This is a genomic window from Streptomyces sp. NPDC002206 (assembly GCF_053593595.1).
On sequence record NZ_JBSFCW010000002.1, the window covers coordinates 1 to 18,445 of the forward strand.

The following is an 18,445-nucleotide window of genomic DNA, read 5'->3' on the forward strand; positions in this document are numbered from 1 at the left end:
AGGGGCAGATCTTCGTGAAGGGCGAGATCATCAAGACGGTTCCCGAGTCGAAGATCGTCGAGACGCTCATCGAGGAAGCCCTGAAGATCGCCGAGGGCATGGAGGACGCGGGAACACCATCAGGGGTCCCCGCCGTCACCGTGAGCTGAAACAGGACCGAGAGGGGGCCCGAGCGTGACCATTCTGGAGACTATTCGGGGGCCGCACGACCTGAAGGCACTGAGCGGACCGGAACTCGGCGAACTCGCCGAGGACATCAGGAAGTTCCTGGTCGAGGCGGTGGCCAGGACCGGCGGTCATCTGGGGCCCAACCTGGGGGTGGTGGAGCTGTCCATCGCCCTGCACCGGACCTTCGACTCACCCGTGGACCGCATCCTGTGGGACACCGGGCACCAGAGCTACGTACACAAACTGCTCACCGGGCGGCAGGACTTCTCCAAGCTGCGCGGCAAGGGCGGCCTCTCCGGCTACCCGTCGCGCGAGGAGTCCGCCCACGACGTCATCGAGAACTCGCACGCCTCGACGGTGCTCGGCTGGGCGGACGGCCTGGCCAAGGCGAACGAGGTGCTCGGCCGCCCCGACCATGTCGTCGCAGTCATCGGGGACGGGGCGCTCACCGGCGGCATGGCGTGGGAGGCGCTCAACAACATCGCGGCGGCCAGGGACCGGCCGCTGATCATCGTGGTGAACGACAACGAGCGCTCGTACGGCCCGACCATAGGCGGCCTCGCCAACCACCTCGCCACCCTCCGTACCACCGACGGGTACGAGCGCTTCCTGTCATGGGGCAAGGACGTCCTGCAGCGCACACCCGTCGTCGGACAGCCGCTGTACGAGTCGCTGCACGGTGCGAAGAAGGGGTTCAAGGACGCCTTCGCCCCGCAGGGCATGTTCGAGGACCTGGGGCTCAAGTACGTCGGGCCGATCGACGGGCACGACATGGCAGCCGTCGAGTCCGCGCTCAGCCGGGCGAAGCGCTTCCACGGCCCGGTGCTGGTGCACTGTCTCACCGAGAAGGGCCGCGGGTACGCGCCCGCGCTGGAGGACGAGGCCGACCGGTTCCACACCGTCGGTGCGATGGACCCGCTGACCTGCGCCCCGCTCGCACCGCTCGTCAGCCCGTCGTGGACCTCGGTGTTCGGGGACGAGATCGTCGCGATCGGTGCGGAGCGGCCGGACGTCGTCGCGATCACGGCGGCGATGCTGCACCCCGTCGGGCTGACAAAGTTCGCCGAGGCGTTCCCCGACCGGGTCTGGGACGTCGGGATCGCCGAGCAGCATGCAACGGTCTCCGCGGCGGGGCTCGCCACCGGCGGGCTGCATCCGGTCGTCGCCGTCTACGCCACGTTCCTCAACCGAGCCTTCGACCAGCTCTTGATGGACGTGGCGCTGCACAGATGCGGTGTGACGTTCGTCCTCGACCGGGCGGGCGTCACCGGCCCGGACGGTCCTTCGCACAACGGCATGTGGGACCTGTCCGTGCTCCAGGTCGTGCCCGGGCTCCGGATCGCCGCCCCGCGCGACGCCGACCGGCTGCGGGAGGAGCTGCGCGAAGCCGTCACCGTCGACGACTCGCCGACCGTGTTGCGCTTCCCGAAGGAGTCGGTGGGGGAGCCCGTCCCGGCGATCGGCCGGGTCGGTGCCATGGACGTGCTGCACCGTGCCGACGACCCCGAGGTGCTCATCGTCGCGGTGGGCGTACTCGCCTCCGTCTGTCTGCAGGCCGCCGACCTCCTTGCGGGCGGCGGAATCCGCTGCACGGTCGTCGACCCCCGCTGGGTCAAACCGGTCGACGAACAGCTCGCCCCGCTCGCCGGACGGCACCGGCTGGTCGCCGTCGTCGAGGACAACAGCCGGGCGGGAGGCGTCGGTTCGGCGGTCGGACAGGCATTGCGCGATGCCGGCGTCGACGTACCGCTGCGCACGTTCGGCATCCCCGAGCAGTTCCTCGCGCACGGCAAGCGCGCCGAGGTGCTGGCCGACATCGGGCTCACGCCGGTCGAGATCGCCGGCCGGATCAGTGCCGCGCTGTCCGCCAAGGCCGCAGTCGAGGGGATCGAGGGGAGCGGGGAATGAAGGACGGCGGCCCCAAGGGCTTCGATCTGGCGCAACTCCTCGCGGAACGCGGCGCCGAACGCTATGAGCTGCACACGAAATACCTCAACCATCAGTTGCCGCGGATGCTGCACACCATCGGCTTCGACAACGTCTACGAGCGGGCCGAGGGCGCGTACTTCTGGGACGCGGACGGCAACGACTACCTCGACATGCTCGCCGGCTTCGGCGTGATGGGGCTGGGCCGCCACCACCCCGTCGTCCGCAAGGCACTGCACGACGTCCTGGACGCCTCGCTCGCCGACCTCACCCGCTTCGACTGCCAGCCGCTGCCCGGACTGCTGGCCGAGAAGCTGCTCTCGCACAGCCCGCACCTGGACCGGGTTTTCTTCGGCAACAGCGGCACCGAAGCCGTCGAGACCGCGCTGAAGTTCGCCCGGTACGCCACCGGGAAGCCGCGCGTGCTCTACTGCACCCACGCCTTCCACGGCCTGACGACCGGCTCGCTCTCGGTCAACGGCGAGTCCGGCTTCCGGGACGGCTTCGCACCGCTGCTGCCCGACACCGCCATCGAACTCGGCGACCTCGACGCGCTGCTGCGTGAACTGAAACGCGGCGATGTGGCGGCGCTCGTCGTCGAGCCGATCCAGGGCAAGGGCGTCCACGAGGCGCCGCCCGGCTTCCTGCGCGCCGCGCAGGAGCTGCTGCACCGGCACAAGGCACTCCTCATCGCCGACGAGGTGCAGACCGGCCTCGGCAGGACCGGTGACTTCTACGCGTACCAGCACGAGGAAGGCGTCGAACCCGATCTGGTCTGTGTCGCCAAGGCACTCTCCGGCGGCTATGTGCCGGTGGGAGCGACCCTCGGGAAGGACTGGATCTTCAGGCGCGTCTATTCGTCGATGGACCGGGTTCTGGTCCACTCGGCGAGCTTCGGCTCCAACGCCCAGGCGATGGCGGCGGGGCTCGCGGTCCTCGCGGTGATGGAGGACGAGGAGACCGTCGCCAACGCCCGCCGCACCGGCGATCTGCTGCGCGAGCGGCTCGCCGCGCTCATCGGGCGGTACGAGATGCTGCACGAGGTCCGTGGCCGCGGGCTGATGATCGGCATCGAGTTCGGCCGACCGTCCTCGCTGAAGCTGCGCAGCCGCTGGACCGTGCTCCAGGCGGCCCGCAAGGGTCTCTTCGCGCAGATGGTGGTCGTACCGCTGCTGCAGAAGCACCGGATCCTCACCCAGGTCTCCGGCGACCATCTGGAAGTGATCAAGCTGATCCCGCCGCTGGTCATCGGTGAGCCGGAGGTGGACCGGTTCGTGACCGCGTTCACGGCGGTGATGGACGACGCGCACAGTGGCGGCGGGCTGATGTGGGACTTCGGCAGGACACTGGTCAAGCAGGCGGTCGCCAACCGCTGAGCCTCACAGGGTTTGCCTCAGAGGCAAGAAAATTGCCTCTGAGGCAGAATCCTGGCCCAATGGACATATGAATCCTCCCGATGGAGGGGTGGCCGACGAGCTGCCCGGGGTCGCGCCACGGCTGCGCGATCTGCGCCGCCGCCGTGGTCTCACCCTCGAGAGCGCCGCGCAGCGCGCGGGGCTTTCCCCCGCCCATCTCTCCCGGCTCGAAACGGGCCGACGACAGCCCTCGCTGCCGATGCTCCTCGGACTTGCCAGGATCTACGGTACGACGGTTTCCGAGCTGCTCGGCGAGACTCCGCCGGAACGTGACGCGATCGTCCGCGCCGGCAGCTTCGAGGGCGCCGAGGCCGACGGCTGGATGTATCAGCAGGCCGGGGGCTCCGGCCGGGCGATGCAGGCGCTGCGCGTCCGCGTGCCGTACGGCGCGCAGGGCGATCTCGTACGCGTCCATGCGGGCGAGGAGTGGCTGTACGTCCTCGCCGGGCGGCTACGGGTGAGCCTCGGCGACACCGTGCACGATCTCGACCCCGGGGACAGTGCCCACTTCGACTCGCTCATCCCGCACCGGATCGCCGCCGTCGACCGCGACGGAGCCGAGCTCCTCTTCGTCCACACCCTGCTCCAGAGTCCTGCCGCCGAGTTGTGCCTCGGCAGTGGCATCCACCGTCGCTGAGACCGGTCCGTCCGGTCGCCAGAGAGGACTGTCATGTCCGATTCAGAGAACTTCGATCCGCTCACCCCGGCCAGGTCCAGGAAGGACGGATCGCAGGAGGGGAAGTTTCCGCGCGGCGTGGTGATCCGGCTGGTCGCCTATCTCGTCGCCGGGCACGTCTTCGCGGCCTTCCTCTACCTGCTCTTCGCGGTGGCAGGCAAGGGCTGACCGCCGGCCACCGCCGGCGGCGGTCCGGCTACGCCTCGTCGAGCAGCCGTCCGCGCAGCCGCTCCAGCGTCTGCGGAGTGAGCTTCAGCCCCTCGGCGAGATAGCGGTCGGTGCTGCCCCAGGTCTCCTCGATGGTGGTGAAGGCCTGGGCGAGATATTCGGCGCGGGCGTCGAAGAGCGGGCTGAGCAGCTCCATCACCTCGGGCGACATCCCGGTCGCCGAGGTGTCGCTGCGGCGCACCTTGTACCGGCGGTGCGGGTCGTTGGACTTGAGGTAGTCGGCCTCGATGGCCTCGCGCTCGACCCCGACGGCGAGCAGCGACACCGCGATCGAGATCCCGGCCCGGTCCTTGCCCGCCGCGCAGTGCATCAGCGCGGGGACGCTGTCCTCGGCCAGGGCGTGCAGCACCCGGCTGTGCTCGGCGGTGCGGTCCCTGACGATCGTCCGGTACGAGGCGGTCATCCGGGCCGCTCCCTTGCCGTCGGCGAGGAGTACGCGCAGCTGCTCGATGTTGCCGTCGCGGACCATCCGCCAGAACTCGGCGCCGTCGGCCGGGTCGGAGAGCGGGATGCTCACATTCCGTACACCCGGCAGCTCCACGTCCAGGCCGTCGAGCCTGTGGTCGGCCGCATTCCGGAAGTCGAAGATCGTGTGCAGCCCGAGACCGCCGAGGAACGTCGTGTCCTCGGCGGTGGCGTGCGCGAGGTGACCGCTGCGGAAGAGCCGTCCGTACCGCACCCGGCGTCCGTCGACGGTGGGCAGCCCGCCCACGTCGCGGAAGTTGCGCACACCTGACAGCTCGGGTTCCGTCGACGGGATCTGCGGCACCTGCTGCGTCACGGTGTCTCCTGGAATGTCTGGCGTCGGCGCGGCTCGCCGGCGAGGTCACTCCCGCGACGATACGACATCGGTGGCTCGGACAATCATCTAAGCCTTTCTCGCCCGCCCGCTGGTGAATTCCCCCTTGCGCGGGCGTTGCCCGGCCACCCGTCGGAGCTTGATGATGTGCGGAACTGTGTGAATGTGGGGATGACATGATCGAGACTGGTGACACGGGTCGGACCTGGCTGCTGACCGGGGCGACCGGTAGCTATGCGCTGCATCTCACGGACCGGGACGAACTGCTGCATCTGCACTGGGGGCCGCGCATCACCCTCGCGGCCGCCGAGGCCCTCGCCGCCGCACCGGAACTGCCCTTCCGGGGCTTCGAGTCGCAGCTGGACGGCCGCGAGGAGTACCCGGTGGAGGGCGGCCCCCGGTTCGTCCGGCCCGCGCTCTCGGTACGCACCCCCGAGGTCCGCGGCACCGAATGGGCCTACGCCGAGACGGCAGTGGAGGGCGACGAACTGCGCATCGCGTTCTACGACTCCGTACAGCAGCTCGCGCTCACGCTGCACTACCGGATGCGGGACGACTCCGATGTGATCGAGCGCTGGGCCACCGTCGGCCACGCCGGCCCCGACGGACCACCGCTGGAACTCCTGCGCGCCGACGCGGCCGCCTGGGCGCTGCCCGCCCGCGACGGCTGGCGCCTCAGTCATCTGCACGGACGGTGGGCGGCGGAGACGCAGCTCGTGCGGTCGGAGCTGACGTACGGCGAGAAGGTCCTCTCCAGCAGGCGCGGTCACACCGGGCACCAGTTTCTGCCCTGGGTCGCGCTCGACGCGGACGGAGCCGCCACCGAGGAGCACGGCGAGGTGTACGGCTGCGCGCTCGCCTGGTCCGGCTCGTGGCGGATCGCCGTGCAGCAGCTCCCCGACGGGCTCGTACAGATCACCGGCGGGGCCGGCTACGACGACTCGGGGCTGCTGCGGCTCGCACCGGGGGAGACGTACACCACACCGGTGTTCGCCGGACTGTGGAGCGCCGAAGGGTTCGGCGGGGCGAGCCGGGCCTGGCACGCCTGGCAGCTGGCCCACGTCGTTCCGGACGCCGAAAGCCTGCGCCCGGTGCTCTACAACTCCTGGGAGGCCACCGGCTTCGACATCGCGGAGGACCAGCAGCGTGCCCTGGCCGTGCGTGCCGCAGCGATGGGTGTCGAACTGTTCGTGGTGGACGACGCGTGGTTCGGGCAGCGCACCAGCGACCGGGCAGGACTCGGCGACTGGACCCCGAACCCCGAGCGCTTCCCCGGCGGGCTGAAGCCGCTCGCCGACGAAGTGCACGCACTCGGCATGCAGTTCGGCATCTGGGTCGAACCGGAGATGGTGAACGCCGACAGCGACCTCTACCGCGCGCACCCGGACTGGGTGCAGCACTTTCCCGGGCGCACCCGCACGGAGTTCCGTAATCAGCTGGTGCTGAATCTGGCCCGGACCGATGTGCAGAACTTTCTGTGGGAACAGCTCGACTCACTGCTCTCCAGCGCCCCGATCGACTATGTGAAATGGGACTTCAACCGGTGCTTCACCGATGCGGGCTGGCCGGGCGAGGAGTATCCGCAGAAGCTCTGGATCGCGCATGTGGATGCGCTGTATGCGCTGATCGACCGGCTGCGGGCCGCTCATCCCGGTGTCGCCTTCGAATCCTGCTCGGGCGGCGGCGGCAGGATCGATCTGGGCATCCTCGCCCGTACCGACCAGGTGTGGACCTCCGACAACACCGACCCGCTGGACCGGCTCGCCATCCAGGAGGGCTTCGGGCAGATCCATCCGTCCCGTGTGATGGCCGCCTGGGTCACCGACAGCCCGAATGTCCAGCTCAACAGCAGGGTCAGCTCGCTGCGCTTCCGCTTCGTGAGCGCGATGGCCGGAGTGCTCGGGGTCGGCGGGGACCTCACCGAGTGGAGCGACGAGGAGCTGGCCGAGGCCCGGGGCTGGGTGGACCTGTACAAGGAGATCCGCCCGGTGGTGCAGCACGGGGCGCTGTACCGGCTGCGTGCGCCGCGCGGCGGGCTCAGCGCCGTGCAGTACACGCACGGTGACGAGACTGTGGTGCTCATGTGGCTGGAGGTGCAGAGGTACGGGGAGCTGCCGCCGGCCCTGCGGCTGCGCGGGCTCGACCCCACGGCGACCTACACCTGCGTGGACACCGGGGCCGTCCACCACGGTTCCGTGCTGCTGCATCAGGGGCTGCACACCGGCCTGCGGGGGGACCTGGACGCGAAGGTGTTGAGGCTCCGCCGCGGATGATGCTCATGACATGTCCGTATTGGGGCATTTAGTAGAACATGCCCTACTTATACGGGAGATGAGGGACCTTTCGTGAGCGGGATCATATCCGTGACGGTGTGTGGTGGAGCGGCGGCCGGGTAATCCGTACACCGCGCGGAAAGCCAAGATCCTTAATCCACGGAGTGTGACCGGAATTCCGCGCCGATTTCCCGGAGCGGATTCCGGCACGCAACCGATGGCTTGTTCTGCTCGTCCTCATTCGTTTACGGTCACCGTCAATCCGGACGGACCGCCTAATCCTGCCGCCGACCGGAATTCGTACCCACTCATCGTGTGGCAGGAGCGGGGGAACCAGGTAAGCCGCCGACCGGAGAAATCCGGCCGGCTCGGGGTTAAGTCGCACTTCATGCGACCGGGCATCTCCAGCCCGAACCCGACAGCTCACCTCGTAGGCGCCGGAGAGGAAATTGTTCATGCCCATATCGGGTAAGCACCGTCGTCCGAAGTCCAGCACCATCGCTCGTGGCGTTGCCGCCGCCGGCGCCGGCGGGGCCGTCATCGCCCTCCCGCTGCTCGGTGCCACCGGCGCCCACGCCGCAGAGCAGGCCGCCCCCGCCGCGCACTCGGCCGCAGCCACGCACGCCGCCCCGGCCGCCCCGGTCGCGAAGAAGCAGGCCGAGACCCGGACGTACTCCGTCGTCGCCGGCGACTACCTGTCGAAGATCGCCGCCGACAACAAGGTCGACGGTGGCTGGGAGAAGCTGTACCAGGACAACCGCGAGGTCATCGGCGGCAACCCGAGCCTGATCCACCCGGGCATGAAGCTGACCCTCGGCGGCTCGGCCGCGGTCACCGGCACCACGCAGGCCGCCCCGGCCCCGTCGAAGGCTCCGGTGGCCAAGCCCGCCGCCGCCCCTTCGGCCGCCCAGAGCAGCAGCTCCGGCTACGTCGCCCCGGTCCCGGGCAAGCACACCACCAACTACCGTGCCTCCGGTGCCAACTGGTCCAGCGGCAGCCACACCGGCATCGACTTCCCGGTCGCCACCGGCACCAGCGTGAAGGCGATCACCTCCGGCACCGTCGTCACTGCCGGCTGGGGTGGCGCTTACGGCAACGAGGTCGTCATCAAGCACGCCGACGGCCACTACTCGCAGTACGGCCACCTGTCCGCGCTCTCCGTCTCGGTGGGCCGGACCGTCTCCGCCGGACAGCAGATAGGCCTCTCCGGTGCCACCGGCAACGCCACTGGCCCGCACCTCCACTTCGAGGTCCGCACCGGCCCCGCGTACGGCTCGGACATCGACCCGGTCGCCTTCCTGGCTTCGCACGGAATCTCCGTCTGATCGGATCCGATCAGGCCTGATCCGAACGGCTAAGTGAAGGGGCGGTGCGCGGCGGCGCACCGCCCCTTCACTTATTCCCTCTTTACCAAAACCTGACCGGGTGGTCTATCTCACCTCCCGTCAACCCCTTAATACGGTCGCGTAGGTCACATTCGGCAGTGCAGGATGTGCCCTTGTGGCAGACGATTCGAGAAAAAATCAACGTGGCGTCAACAACCGGCATGGCGCCATCGGGTCGTACGCAGCGATTGGCGACAGCTTCACCGAGGGGGTCGGTGACCCCGGCCCGGACGGAACCTTCGTCGGCTGGGCGGACCGTTTCGCTGTTCTCCTCGCGGACCAGCTGCCCGACCTCGATGCAGCGACGAACACCGATGGTTCCGCCGGTTCGGCTCACGGGAATTTCCGGTACGCCAATCTCGCCGTACGCGGACGCCTCCTCGACCAGATAGTCGAGGAGCAGGTGCCGCGCGCCAAGGAGCTCGCCCCCGATCTGGTGAGCTTCTGCGCGGGCGGCAATGACATCATCCGGCCCGGCACCGACCCCGACGACGTGGCCGAGCGCTTCGAGCGCGCGGTCGCCGACCTGACCCGGTCGGTCGGCACCGTCATGGTCACGACCGGCTTCGACACCCGCGGCGTTCCCGTGCTGCGCCATCTGCGCGGCAAGATCGCCACCTACACCGCTCATGTGCGGTCCATCGCCGACCGCTACGACTGCCCGGTCCTCGACCTGTGGTCGCTGCGGTCCGTGCAGGACAGGCGCGCCTGGGACAACGACCGGCTCCATCTGTCGCCCGAGGGACACACCCGGGTCGCGCTGCGTGCCGCCCAGGTCCTCGGCCTCGATGCGCCGGCCGACCCCGACCAGGAGTGGCCGCCGCAGGCACAGCGCGGCACTCTCGAGGTGCGGCGCGACGACATCCACTGGGCGCGCGAATATCTGGTGCCGTGGATCGGACGGCGGCTGCGCGGCGAGTCCTCCGGTGACCACGTCGAGGCGAAGCGGCCCGACCTGCTGCCGCTGTAATCGGCGCGGTGTCCTCTTCGGCCGGACGGGCTTGTTCGCCGAGGCCCGTCCGGTTCATTCAGGCCCGTCCGGCGACCGGGAACAACGGTGATCCGCCTCCCCCCAGAATTCATGCTCCCGCTCACGAGGGATCAGCCTCACTGAGGCTCCCGGGTCCGCTACCGGGCCGGATTCTCCCGCAGCCAGTCGAGGCGTTCGACGGCCTTCCGGGTCAGGGGATGGTGCAGGCCGAAGACACGGGTGTAGTCGTCGCGGCAGCGGACGAGGAGTTGCGCGGCCTCGGCGCGCTCGCCGTTGTCGATCAGCACGTTGGCCAGGTTGTCGCGGGAGTGCACGGTTTCCGGGTGGCCGTCCCCGTGCTTCCTGGACACGGCCGCGAGGACTTCGCGCAGCATTGCCGCCGCCTCCGAATACCGCTGTTGGGCGTGCAGCACGGCCGCGAGGTTGTTGCGGGAGGTGAGCGCCTCCGGATGGTCCGCGCCCTTGGCCCGCTGCTGCGCGGCGAGCACATCGCGCATCACCACCTCGGCCTCGTCGAGGCGGCCCAGCCGGCACAGGGCGGCGCCGAGGTTGGCCCGAGCGGAGAGACCGACGGAGCCGTCCTGTTCGTTGCGGTGCTCCAAGCGGGCGAGGAGTTCACGCAGGGCCGGTTCGGCCTCGTCCCAGCGGTCGCCTCTGCCCAGAGCGGCGGCATGGCGCCCGGCGTCGGCCAGCACCGCCGGATCGTTCGGCCCGAGTAGCCGGGTCCTGCGTTCCAGCACGTCCCGGTGGAGCGCGACTGCCTCCGCCTCGCGGCGCAGGTCCTCCAGTACCCTCGCCAGACCGCTCGCGGCGTCCAGGGTCTGCGGGTGGTCGGGGCCGAGCAGTTCGCCCCGGCTGGTCCATACGCTGCGCCAGATCTCCTCCGCCTTCACGAAGTCGCCCATGTCCCGGACGAGGTCGGCCAGGTCGGCGGCGGTCGTCAGGGTGTCCTCATGGACGAAGCCGAGCACCTCGGCCTGGAGGCGTACCAGATCCATGAACCGGTCACGAGCCTCTTCGCGGCGGCCCTCCATCCGCGCCAGCACTCGCGTGTACTCCCGGAAGGCCAGCAGGGTCTCGGGGTGGTCGGGCCCCAGGCGTTCATAGGCGGCGTTGGCCTTCATCCCGAAGAATTCGTGCGGCGGGATGCCGACCCGGACGATCTCCTCCTCCCGCCCGTCCTCTCCTTGCAACGTCATGACCAGGTCGGCCGCCGGGGGCAGCTCCTGCTCGGCCGGGGGCGGGGACGGCTTGTCCCGTCCCGCGTCGTCGTCCCGTTTCCTGTGCCACTTGAGGGTCATGTCGCGGCTAGCTCCTTTCCCGTAGGCTCGTCAGGCTCCGGAATGCACGTGTGCGGCCCAAAGGCTGGGGCTGCCCCGGAAAGTGGCACGGCATTGTCGGACCGCCCGGTGCAGCGCGAGGGCCGCCTGGTCGGCGTCGAGTCCCCAGGACCCGGCGGTTCTGTCACCGCGCAGATGGCGGTAGAGACTCCTGGTCACCCGTCCCGCCACCGCGTCGTGCACCGGCCACAGGGTGCCGATCGTGTGCGGGTAACCGGCGATCTGGAAGGCGGAGGTGATGTGGATGGACTCGTCCGCGAGCCTCTCGGAGCCCCGCGCGGTCTCGCAGGCGGACAGCACGGCGAGCCGGGCGTCCGGCAGTTCCAGACGCGAGATGTGATGGACCGTCAGGGGGTGTTCCCGGTGGTCGTGCACCAAGAGACGGGCGTGGGACGGGTTGTCCGGGTCGCTCACCCCGTGGCAGGCGAAATGCACGTACGGATGCGCGGGCAGCGCGCGCAGGACGTTGGCGAACGTCGCCCGCGGACCGGAGACGACCTCGGTGGGCAGCAGCGCGCTCAGTTCCTTCACCTCCCGGCGGACGCCGCCGAGTGCCCGCGTCCCGGGGGCATCGGGCACGACCACGGCGAGCAGACCGCCGTCGGCCCGACGGCCCGCCGCGCGGTGTCGCGCGTAGGCCAGTGCGCGGACGGTCGGCGTGTACGACGAGACCACCAGGTCGAGGACGGTCCGGGGCCGGGGACCCGGTGGCTCGCCGTGGTGCCCGGCCGCGTGCAGCGGCAGCGCGGCCAGTGCGCCGACCGGTGACCACCACAGTCGGGGCCAGTCGCCGTCGGCCGGCGCATCGAGCAGCCCGAGCCGGCTGAGGACGGGTTCGGCCACGCGGTCCCAGGTCCAGGCGAGCACCACCTCGACCGCCTTCTGGGCGCTCCGCTCCCCGGTCGGCGAGGTCGCGGCGGTGAGCGCCTCGTCGAGCCGCGCCACCTGCTCCGCCACCGCCTCGGGACTCACCCGCGGCAGCGGCACCGATTGCACACTTCCGGGCCGCAGGACCAGAGCGTCGCTGCGATAAACGCTGGAGTACGGCAGGACCACGGGACCGCGCTCGGCGCAGGCCAGGACCTCGTCGTACGTCGGGGCGCCGAGAAACTCCTCGAAACCCGGCAGCGCGCGGATCTCGCCAACCAGCCGCTCCCACCGCGCCGCGAGGGCATGCCGCTCGTCGGAGTCGGGACCGGCGGCCTCCTGCTCGGTGACCTCCGATTCCAAGGCATCGATGCGGTCGAGCACCCGGGCGGAGTGCTCGGCGGCCTCCGGGTGCGCGGCGCGCAACCGCTCCAGTTCGGCTCGCGCGGCGATCGTCTGACCGAGCAGGACGCCGCGTCCCTGCTCCAGCAGCAGCACCGCGTGGTCGAGCCGCCCGAGCTGCACGGCACACGCGGCGGCGTTGGCGGCCAGCCCCTGGACACCGGTGAGCCGGTGCTCCTGGTCGCCGCGCCGCAGACGCCTGGTGATGCTGAACGGCAGTAGTGCGAGGGCAAGTTCGAACCCGGCGAGGGCCTCCTCCCAACGGCCCGCGTCGCCGGCGGCTGTGCCCCAGTCGCAGGCGGCGCGGATGCGTTCCGCGGCCGGGAGGGCCTGGATCACGGCGACCTGCCGGTACGCGTCCTCGGCCGCGCGGAGGACACCGGGGTCTCCGTTGGCCTCGTGCAGCGTGCGGAGCGCGGAGGCGTACGACTGGAGGTAGCCGGCGGTGCGGGCGGCGCCCGGGGGCGATGCGTACACCGCGCGGCCGAGCGTGGCCACCGCTCGGTTCAGCAGTGCCTCGTCCTCGGTTGCCCGGGCCTGGGTGAGCTGCGTGAGCCCCAGGTTCTGCAGGTAACTTGCGTGCTCCGGTTCGCCGTAGGCCGTCTCCGCCACCGCCCGGGTGAGGACGGCGATGGACTCGTCCAGGTCGGCCGGGTCGTCCTCGGACCGGTAGCGCTGGTGCAGGGCGTTGCCGAGGTGGTTCAGCCGCATGGCGAGGTCGGCGCTGTCCTCGGGGGTCCGGTCGAGGACCTGCCGGGCCGCTTCCACGGCCTCGGAAGCGGCGGCGGCGTCCGCCGTCCGGTCGTACCAGGTCTGGAGGATGACGCCGAGGTTGGCGAGCTTGGTGTCGGAGTCCAGGGTCGACCGGGGGAAGCGCAGAGCCAGCCGGGCCAGTCCGGCGGCCTCCCGCAGGGCCGTGAGGTCGCCGGACTGGTGGTAGTGCTCGCGCAGGACGAGGGCCAGGTTCGAGACGCGGCCGAAGTGGTCCGGCTCGTCGGGAGACGACTCCGTGACGGCTTCGCGCAGGTGGCTCACGGCCTCGTCCAGCAGTGTCACATCGCCGGTGCGCTCGCCGAGCCGGTGCATGGCGTTGCCGAGGCTGTTCAGCCGGAGCGGGCGTGATCGATCGGCTCGGCCCGTGGCCCGCACGGACTCGCGCAGCAGCTCGACCGACTCGTGCAGCAGGCCGGCCCCCTCGGTGTGCTCGGCCGCCAGCCTCAGTGCGACTCCCAGCACGGCCAGGCCGCGCGGATGCTCGGGATGCCCTGCCGGTGTCGCCGCGTGGGCTGCCCGGGCCGCCGCGACCATCGCCTCGATGTCGGCCGCTGCCGAGGTCAGTCCGGCTTTCCTGCGCAGCGAGTCGGCGAATTGCAGCAGTACCGGTGTGCGCCGGGGCGAGCCGGGAGGCGTCGCTGCCAGGACCGCTCGCAGGAGTTCGACGGCTTCGTACGGGGCGGACGGTGTTCCGAGCTCCTCGAAGGCGCGGCCGAGGGCCACCGCCAGGTTGTAACGGACGGCGGCGATGTCCGCCGCGTTGTGCGGTTCCCCGTCGACCAGCAGGTTCAGGGCGTGGTGCAGCAACCGCACCGCCTCCGCCATCTCGGCCGCACTGCTCGTCTCCTCGGCGCGCTCCGACAACAAGGTACCGAGGGTGTCGAGGGTCAGCGGCTGCTGCTCCGTACCGTCCGGAGGCATCTCGGCGGCCTCCCGCAGGACGGTGATCGCCGTGTCCCTGTCCGCGCGGTTCCGGTCGAGGCCGAAGCGGTCCGCGAGCATGCACCCCAAGAGACGCAGATCCTGCTCGCGAGGAGCGCTCCCGGCCGCCAGCAGATGCCCCAGGCCGATCGACTCGTCCAGGTCGGGCCGTTGCCGGAAGGACGACCAGCGCATCACCAGGGTGGTGCGCAACGCCTGGAGCCAGGACATCCGTACGTTCTCGGCCACGGGCTCCGTGCCCAGTGCGGTCCGGCACATCTCGACGGCGGTGTCCAGCGAAGCGCGCTGGCCCGTGCGGTTGAACTGCCCGATCAGCGCGGCTACCCGCCTGAGGGACTCCTCGGCCGTTCCGTGCACGTCCGACATCACCGGCCCCCGTGTGTCTCACTGTGGGCTCTCGACCGTGGTCGACGGTGGGAACTCCGAAACCCGATTTTACCCAAGTAACCCATCCGGCAGGCTCGTTATACTGCGATTGCGGTCGGCTGATCCACGGAGGTGCGGCGGTGAGCAGACTCGGCGACGGTGCTGGGGGAGGCGGAACCGGTGCGGCAACCGGCGGGCCGGGTCACGAACGGCTGGCGGCACTCTGCCACCGGTTCGCGTCCTCACCGGGTATGCCGGACCTCGGCGCGGAGGGAGACCGCCTGGTCGAGCACATCATCTCCCAGGTGCGCAACGGCCGTTCCCCCGAGGACCTTGAGGTCGCCTTCGACGAACTGGAGGACCGGCTCCTCGCCGCCGGTCACAGCGCGGGCCTCGGCTCTTACCGTACGGACACCCCGCCCGCCTACCAGAGCTTCCCCGGCACCGGACCCGGCCACCCCTGGCTCTACGTCCTCGCCTGCCCGCGCGGCCACTGCGCCCGCGTCCAGGCACCGGCGTCCGAGGACGGTGAACCGCCGGCCTGCCCCGTCTTCGGCGGACCGCTGCGCGAGATCGGGCTGCGTCCGTGACCGCGTTCCTCAACGCGCTCGGCGGGAGAATCGCCGAACGCTGGCTGGCGCTGCTGGCGATCCCCGGCCTGGTGTACCTCGTGTCCCTGGCCACGGCGGTCACCCTGGGCCAGAGCCACTGGCGCGACTTCGGGCGGTTGCGGACGCGGCTGGACTCCCTGGCGACCGCCCCCGGCGCCCACAGCGTGGGCGCCCTCGCTGTGGCTGCGGTCGCCGTGCTGGCAGCGGCTGCGATGACCGGTGCCGTCGCGCAGGCCGCCGGAGCCCTGATCGAGAAGGTCTGGCTCGTGGACGCGCGCGGACCGCTGACCCGCCGCCTGTCCGAGCGTCGGGTGCGCCGCTGGCGGACAGCTGACGCCGAGTACCGCGCGGCCCTGGTCGCCGCGGGCCGCGCCCGAATCGCCGGCGCGGCGGACACCGCCGCACTCACGGAACAGGCGGAACTGCGCTACGCCGTCCGCAACCGGATCTCCCTGGTCCCACCACGGCACCCGTTCTGGACCGGTGACAGGATCACCAGCCCGGACCGCCGCGTCTGGCGCGCCTACCGCCTGGACCTCACCCTCTCCTGGCCTCATATATGGCTCCTCGCCCCCGACACCACCCGGACCGAACTGAACACCGCACGCACGGCCTTGAGCGAGGCGGCCCGCCTCACGGCCTGGGGCCTGGCGTACCTCCTGCTGTCCGCCTGGTGGTGGCCGGCGGCACTGGTCGGCGCGGCGACCGTGGCGACAGGCGTGACACGCGGTCGCACGGCGGCCAACTCGTTCGCGGAACTGGCCGAGGCACTGGCGGACCTGCACGGCAGGGACCTGGCGGTGGCGGTGGGTGTGGAGTGCGAGGGGCGCCTCACCGCGACGGTGGGGGAGAGGGTGACGCGGCTGTTGAGCAAGCCGGACTGACGCAGCGGTCAGGCCGTCAGTGCCTCCTGGTCGATGCCCAGCTCGCGGGCGAGCGCCTCGTCGGTCCACGCCAGCATCGTGGCCCGGGAGAGCGGACCGGCGTACGACGTCATCTGGACGGCCAGCCCGTCCAGCAGGGCGGTCAGCCGCCAGGCCACGGACATCGGATCGTCGCAGTGGAACTCCCCTGCGGCGGCCCCTTCTTCCAGGACCTCGGCCAGTTCGGCCTTCCACTGCTGGTCGAGATCGCCGGCCACATTGCGCAGCGCCGGATCACGCAACGAGGCCGCCCAGCCCTCGATCCACAGCCGCCACCCCTTGGCCTGCCCGGTCGGCGCGTACCAGCGGACGGCGGCGCGCAGTCTCCGTACCGCACTGGTGCGGCGGCTGAGCAGCTTGCGCAGCTGGGCCAGGTCGGCCTCGGCCGCATGAGCGAAGGCGGCCGCGACCAGCTTCTCCTTCGTCGAGAAGTGGTAGAGCACGAGTGCGTTGCTCACCCCGAGGACGGACGCCACATCGGCGATCCGTACCGCGGCGACGCCCCGCACCTCGATCTGCTCGACGGCAGCACGCAGCAGCTCCTCGCGTCGTTCCGCCACGCCCAGCCGCACTCTTGCCACGGCGTCACCCTAACCAATGCACGGGTTCCCGACAGGTCGGGGGCGCGGCCGCAAGCGGCCCGCCCCCGACCTGCTTCCAGCTGTCAGGCCCCGGTCAGCACCAGATGTCGGCGCAGCCGGAGTTGTACGCGTCGATCAGGGTCTCCGTCAGCGACGCACCGGAGGTGTCCGTGACGGTTGTCCGCAGGTCGACCTTGGCGGTGCCCGCGGAAGGCACCGTGACCTTCCACCGGCCGTCGGCCCCGCGCGCCGCCGGCGGGCGCTTCCCATCGGGTCGTTGAAGGTCTGGTACGCGACAGACCACACCGACTGGAGGCAGGTACGGTCGGAGCCGGCGGGAAGCTGCCATGGCAGCTAATCGCCGCACGGCCCCTGAGGCAGCGGGAGTTGGGCCGCCCGCAGAGGTTCGGCGGCTCAGCAGGCCCGGCGGCCCGGCAGGCTCATCGGTACCAGCCGAACCGCTCGGCCATCACCGGAAGCCGCTCGGCGACGAGGGCATGAGCCGCCGCCCGGGGCGTGGAGCCGTCGGCCTCGGCACGCGCCAGCATCCGGCCGATCAGCGCCCGCATCGAGCGACGGGTGTGTCCGAACGCCTCCTCGGCGTCGGCGCCGATGTCGCCGAACAGCGTCCACCACCACCACGCGTTCGTACCGGAGTTGACGACCACGTCGGGCAGTACGGTGATCCCGCGCTCGGCAAGCAGCGCCTCCGCTTCCGGCAGTACTGGCATGTTTGCCGCCTCGACGATCCAACGGGCGCTGATCCGGGCCTGGTTGGTGGAGTCGACGGCGTACGAGACCGCTGCCGGTACGAGCACCTCCGCCTCCTGCGTCAGCCACGCGTCGGCGGACAGCTCCCGGTCTCCGTCCCGCAGCGCACCGCGGTCCACCGTTCCGTACGCGTCCCGGGCCGCGAGCAGCGCCTCGACATCGAGGCCCGCCGGGTTGGCGATCGTCCCCTTGATGTCGGCGACGGCGACGACCTTCAGTCCGGCCCGGGCGAGGAACCGTGCCGTCGCCCCGCCCATGGTGCCGAGGCCCTGTACGGAGACCCTGGTCTCCGCGTACGCGACGCCCGCCCGGTCCAGCGCGGCGAGCGCCGATTCGGCGACCCCGCAGCCGCCGACCAGCTCGTCGAGTCCGATGCCGTCCACCTCGACGGCGAACGCGTCGGCGAGCCTCTGCCGCGCCGCCGTCTCGTCGTCGAGGAGCGGATAGACCGCCTGGATCGAGGAGACGAGCCCGGCCTCGGCCGCCGCCCGGTCGACGATGTCCTGGGTGAGTCCGAGATCCTCACCGGTCGTCCAGACGTTCTCTATATACGGACGCACGGCCCGCAGATAGCGCACGAGCACCCCGTACGCCTCCGGGTCGCGGGGGTCGCAGTCGATGCCGCCCTTGGCGCCGCCGAGCGGTATGTAGCGCGCCTGTGTGTCGTCGGCATCGAAGTGCAGGGCCTCCTTCATCGTCATGCCCCGGGCGAGCCCCGCCACCTCGTCGAGCGTGCAGCCCGCCCGCATCCGCAGCCCGCCACTCGACACGCCGCGCACCAGCCGGTCGACGACCAGATGGCCCTGGCGTCCGGTGACGTGGTCCGTCCAGGTCAGCGAGATCAGCGGGGCGGGCAGAGCGGACGGGGACACCGCCGGTGTCGTCGTCGGTGTCGTCATCGGAGTGTCTCCTCGGTAACAGCGGTCAGGGTGGGCCCCGGAGTTGTCCGGGCCAGGGCGCGGGCGAGCGCCTCCGGCCGTTCGGCGTGGTCGCCGCGGCCGGCGATT

The 18,445-nt window shown here is 70.8% G+C and carries 15 protein-coding genes, 1 pseudogene and 1 riboswitch; of the genes and pseudogenes, 10 read left to right on the forward strand and 6 right to left on the reverse strand.

Features of this window, described 5'->3' with window-relative positions; all coding sequences use genetic code 11:
• The 5 genes and pseudogenes from ACWCP8_RS04880 to ACWCP8_RS04900 all read left to right on the forward strand — a co-directional run.
• A pseudogene (locus ACWCP8_RS04880) lies at positions 1 to 149 on the forward strand (flavodoxin-dependent (E)-4-hydroxy-3-methylbut-2-enyl-diphosphate synthase); the annotation flags it as partial.
• 25 nt (positions 150 to 174) lie between these two features.
• The gene (dxs, locus tag ACWCP8_RS04885; RefSeq protein WP_451114172.1) at positions 175 to 2,076 is read left to right on the forward strand and encodes a 1-deoxy-D-xylulose-5-phosphate synthase; all 1,902 of its coding nucleotides are present in this window, start codon (positions 175 to 177) and stop codon (positions 2,074 to 2,076) included.
• Positions 2,073 to 3,470, forward strand: a complete 1,398-nt coding sequence (locus ACWCP8_RS04890; protein WP_326606820.1) for an aspartate aminotransferase family protein — start codon at positions 2,073 to 2,075, stop codon at positions 3,468 to 3,470. The genes dxs and ACWCP8_RS04890 overlap by 4 nt, the downstream gene beginning before the upstream one ends.
• Positions 3,471 to 3,537: 67 nt before the next feature.
• Complete coding sequence (locus tag ACWCP8_RS04895; RefSeq protein ID WP_352271416.1) at positions 3,538 to 4,146, forward strand: XRE family transcriptional regulator; 609 nt, start codon at positions 3,538 to 3,540, stop codon at positions 4,144 to 4,146.
• A gap of 33 nt (positions 4,147 to 4,179) precedes the next feature.
• The gene (locus tag ACWCP8_RS04900; protein WP_266999596.1) at positions 4,180 to 4,353 is read left to right on the forward strand and encodes a DUF6126 family protein; all 174 of its coding nucleotides are present in this window, start codon (positions 4,180 to 4,182) and stop codon (positions 4,351 to 4,353) included.
• Between the two features lie 28 nt (positions 4,354 to 4,381).
• Here the strand turns inward: ACWCP8_RS04900 and ACWCP8_RS04905 are convergent, their stop codons facing one another.
• Complete coding sequence (locus ACWCP8_RS04905) at positions 4,382 to 5,194, reverse strand: tyrosine-protein phosphatase (protein ID WP_356005151.1); 813 nt, start codon at positions 5,192 to 5,194, stop codon at positions 4,382 to 4,384.
• 194 nt (positions 5,195 to 5,388) lie between these two features.
• Here ACWCP8_RS04905 and ACWCP8_RS04910 point away from each other — a divergent pair, with 194 nt between their 5' ends.
• The 3 genes from ACWCP8_RS04910 to ACWCP8_RS04920 all read left to right on the forward strand — a co-directional run bounded on the left by ACWCP8_RS04910 (position 5,389) and on the right by ACWCP8_RS04920 (position 9,840).
• Positions 5,389 to 7,485 carry an alpha-galactosidase gene (locus tag ACWCP8_RS04910; protein ID WP_352271419.1) on the forward strand — a complete coding sequence of 699 codons (2,097 nt, stop codon included), beginning with the start codon at positions 5,389 to 5,391 and terminating at the stop codon, positions 7,483 to 7,485.
• Between the two features lie 291 nt (positions 7,486 to 7,776).
• Positions 7,777 to 7,937: riboswitch (cyclic di-AMP (ydaO/yuaA leader) on the forward strand.
• Positions 7,938 to 7,940: 3 nt separating this feature from the next.
• Positions 7,941 to 8,810, forward strand: coding sequence for a M23 family metallopeptidase (locus ACWCP8_RS04915; RefSeq protein ID WP_451114176.1), 870 nt, complete (start codon positions 7,941 to 7,943; stop codon positions 8,808 to 8,810).
• 175 nt (positions 8,811 to 8,985) lie between these two features.
• Positions 8,986 to 9,840 (forward strand): SGNH/GDSL hydrolase family protein, encoded by an 855-nt coding sequence (locus ACWCP8_RS04920; RefSeq protein WP_451114178.1) that lies wholly within the window; start codon positions 8,986 to 8,988, stop codon positions 9,838 to 9,840.
• A gap of 158 nt (positions 9,841 to 9,998) precedes the next feature.
• Here ACWCP8_RS04920 and ACWCP8_RS04925 read toward each other — a convergent pair whose 3' ends face one another.
• Together ACWCP8_RS04925 and ACWCP8_RS04930 are read right to left on the reverse strand one after the other, a co-directional pair.
• On the reverse strand, positions 9,999 to 11,162 hold the full coding sequence (locus ACWCP8_RS04925; RefSeq protein ID WP_451114180.1) for a tetratricopeptide repeat protein: 1,164 nt from the start codon (positions 11,160 to 11,162) through the stop codon (positions 9,999 to 10,001).
• Between the two features lie 30 nt (positions 11,163 to 11,192).
• Positions 11,193 to 14,552, reverse strand: a complete 3,360-nt coding sequence (locus tag ACWCP8_RS04930; protein WP_451114182.1) for a CHAT domain-containing protein — start codon at positions 14,550 to 14,552, stop codon at positions 11,193 to 11,195.
• A 140-nt stretch (positions 14,553 to 14,692) separates the two neighbouring features.
• Here ACWCP8_RS04930 and ACWCP8_RS04935 point away from each other — a divergent pair, with 140 nt between their 5' ends.
• Positions 14,693 to 15,142: a hypothetical protein gene (locus ACWCP8_RS04935; protein WP_352271427.1), complete on the forward strand. Its 450-nt coding sequence runs from the start codon at positions 14,693 to 14,695 to the stop codon at positions 15,140 to 15,142.
• Positions 15,139 to 16,047 (forward strand): hypothetical protein, encoded by a 909-nt coding sequence (locus ACWCP8_RS04940; RefSeq protein WP_451114184.1) that lies wholly within the window; start codon positions 15,139 to 15,141, stop codon positions 16,045 to 16,047. The genes ACWCP8_RS04935 and ACWCP8_RS04940 overlap by 4 nt, the downstream gene beginning before the upstream one ends.
• Positions 16,048 to 16,055: 8 nt before the next feature.
• On the opposite strand, the gene ACWCP8_RS04945 is transcribed toward ACWCP8_RS04940, so the two are convergent.
• The 3 genes from ACWCP8_RS04945 to ACWCP8_RS04955 form a co-directional block, all read right to left on the reverse strand.
• A complete protein-coding gene (locus ACWCP8_RS04945; RefSeq protein WP_451114875.1) occupies positions 16,056 to 16,646 on the reverse strand; it encodes a TetR/AcrR family transcriptional regulator in 591 nt (196 codons plus the stop codon).
• 115 nt (positions 16,647 to 16,761) lie between these two features.
• Positions 16,762 to 16,884: a hypothetical protein gene (locus ACWCP8_RS04950; protein ID WP_451114186.1), complete on the reverse strand. Its 123-nt coding sequence runs from the start codon at positions 16,882 to 16,884 to the stop codon at positions 16,762 to 16,764.
• A 223-nt stretch (positions 16,885 to 17,107) separates the two neighbouring features.
• Positions 17,108 to 18,337, reverse strand: coding sequence for a Glu/Leu/Phe/Val dehydrogenase dimerization domain-containing protein (locus ACWCP8_RS04955; protein ID WP_451114188.1), 1,230 nt, complete (start codon positions 18,335 to 18,337; stop codon positions 17,108 to 17,110).
• Positions 18,338 to 18,445: the final 108 nt, after the last annotated feature.

Bases quoted from the DNA above. Each gene is read 5' to 3' on its own strand.
- ACWCP8_RS04890 (WP_326606820.1), top strand. From the start codon at position 2,073: ATGAAGGACGGCGGCCCCAAGGGCTTCGATCTGGCGCAACTCCTCGCG.
- ACWCP8_RS04895 (WP_352271416.1), top strand. From the start codon at position 3,538: ATGAATCCTCCCGATGGAGGGGTGGCCGACGAGCTGCCCGGGGTCGCG.
- ACWCP8_RS04900 (WP_266999596.1), top strand. From the start codon at position 4,180: ATGTCCGATTCAGAGAACTTCGATCCGCTCACCCCGGCCAGGTCCAGG.
- ACWCP8_RS04910 (WP_352271419.1), top strand. From the start codon at position 5,389: ATGATCGAGACTGGTGACACGGGTCGGACCTGGCTGCTGACCGGGGCG.
- ACWCP8_RS04915 (WP_451114176.1), top strand. From the start codon at position 7,941: ATGCCCATATCGGGTAAGCACCGTCGTCCGAAGTCCAGCACCATCGCT.
- ACWCP8_RS04925 (WP_451114180.1), bottom strand. From the start codon at position 11,162: ATGACCCTCAAGTGGCACAGGAAACGGGACGACGACGCGGGACGGGAC.
- ACWCP8_RS04930 (WP_451114182.1), bottom strand. From the start codon at position 14,552: ATGTCGGACGTGCACGGAACGGCCGAGGAGTCCCTCAGGCGGGTAGCC.
- ACWCP8_RS04955 (WP_451114188.1), bottom strand. From the start codon at position 18,337: ATGACGACACCGACGACGACACCGGCGGTGTCCCCGTCCGCTCTGCCC.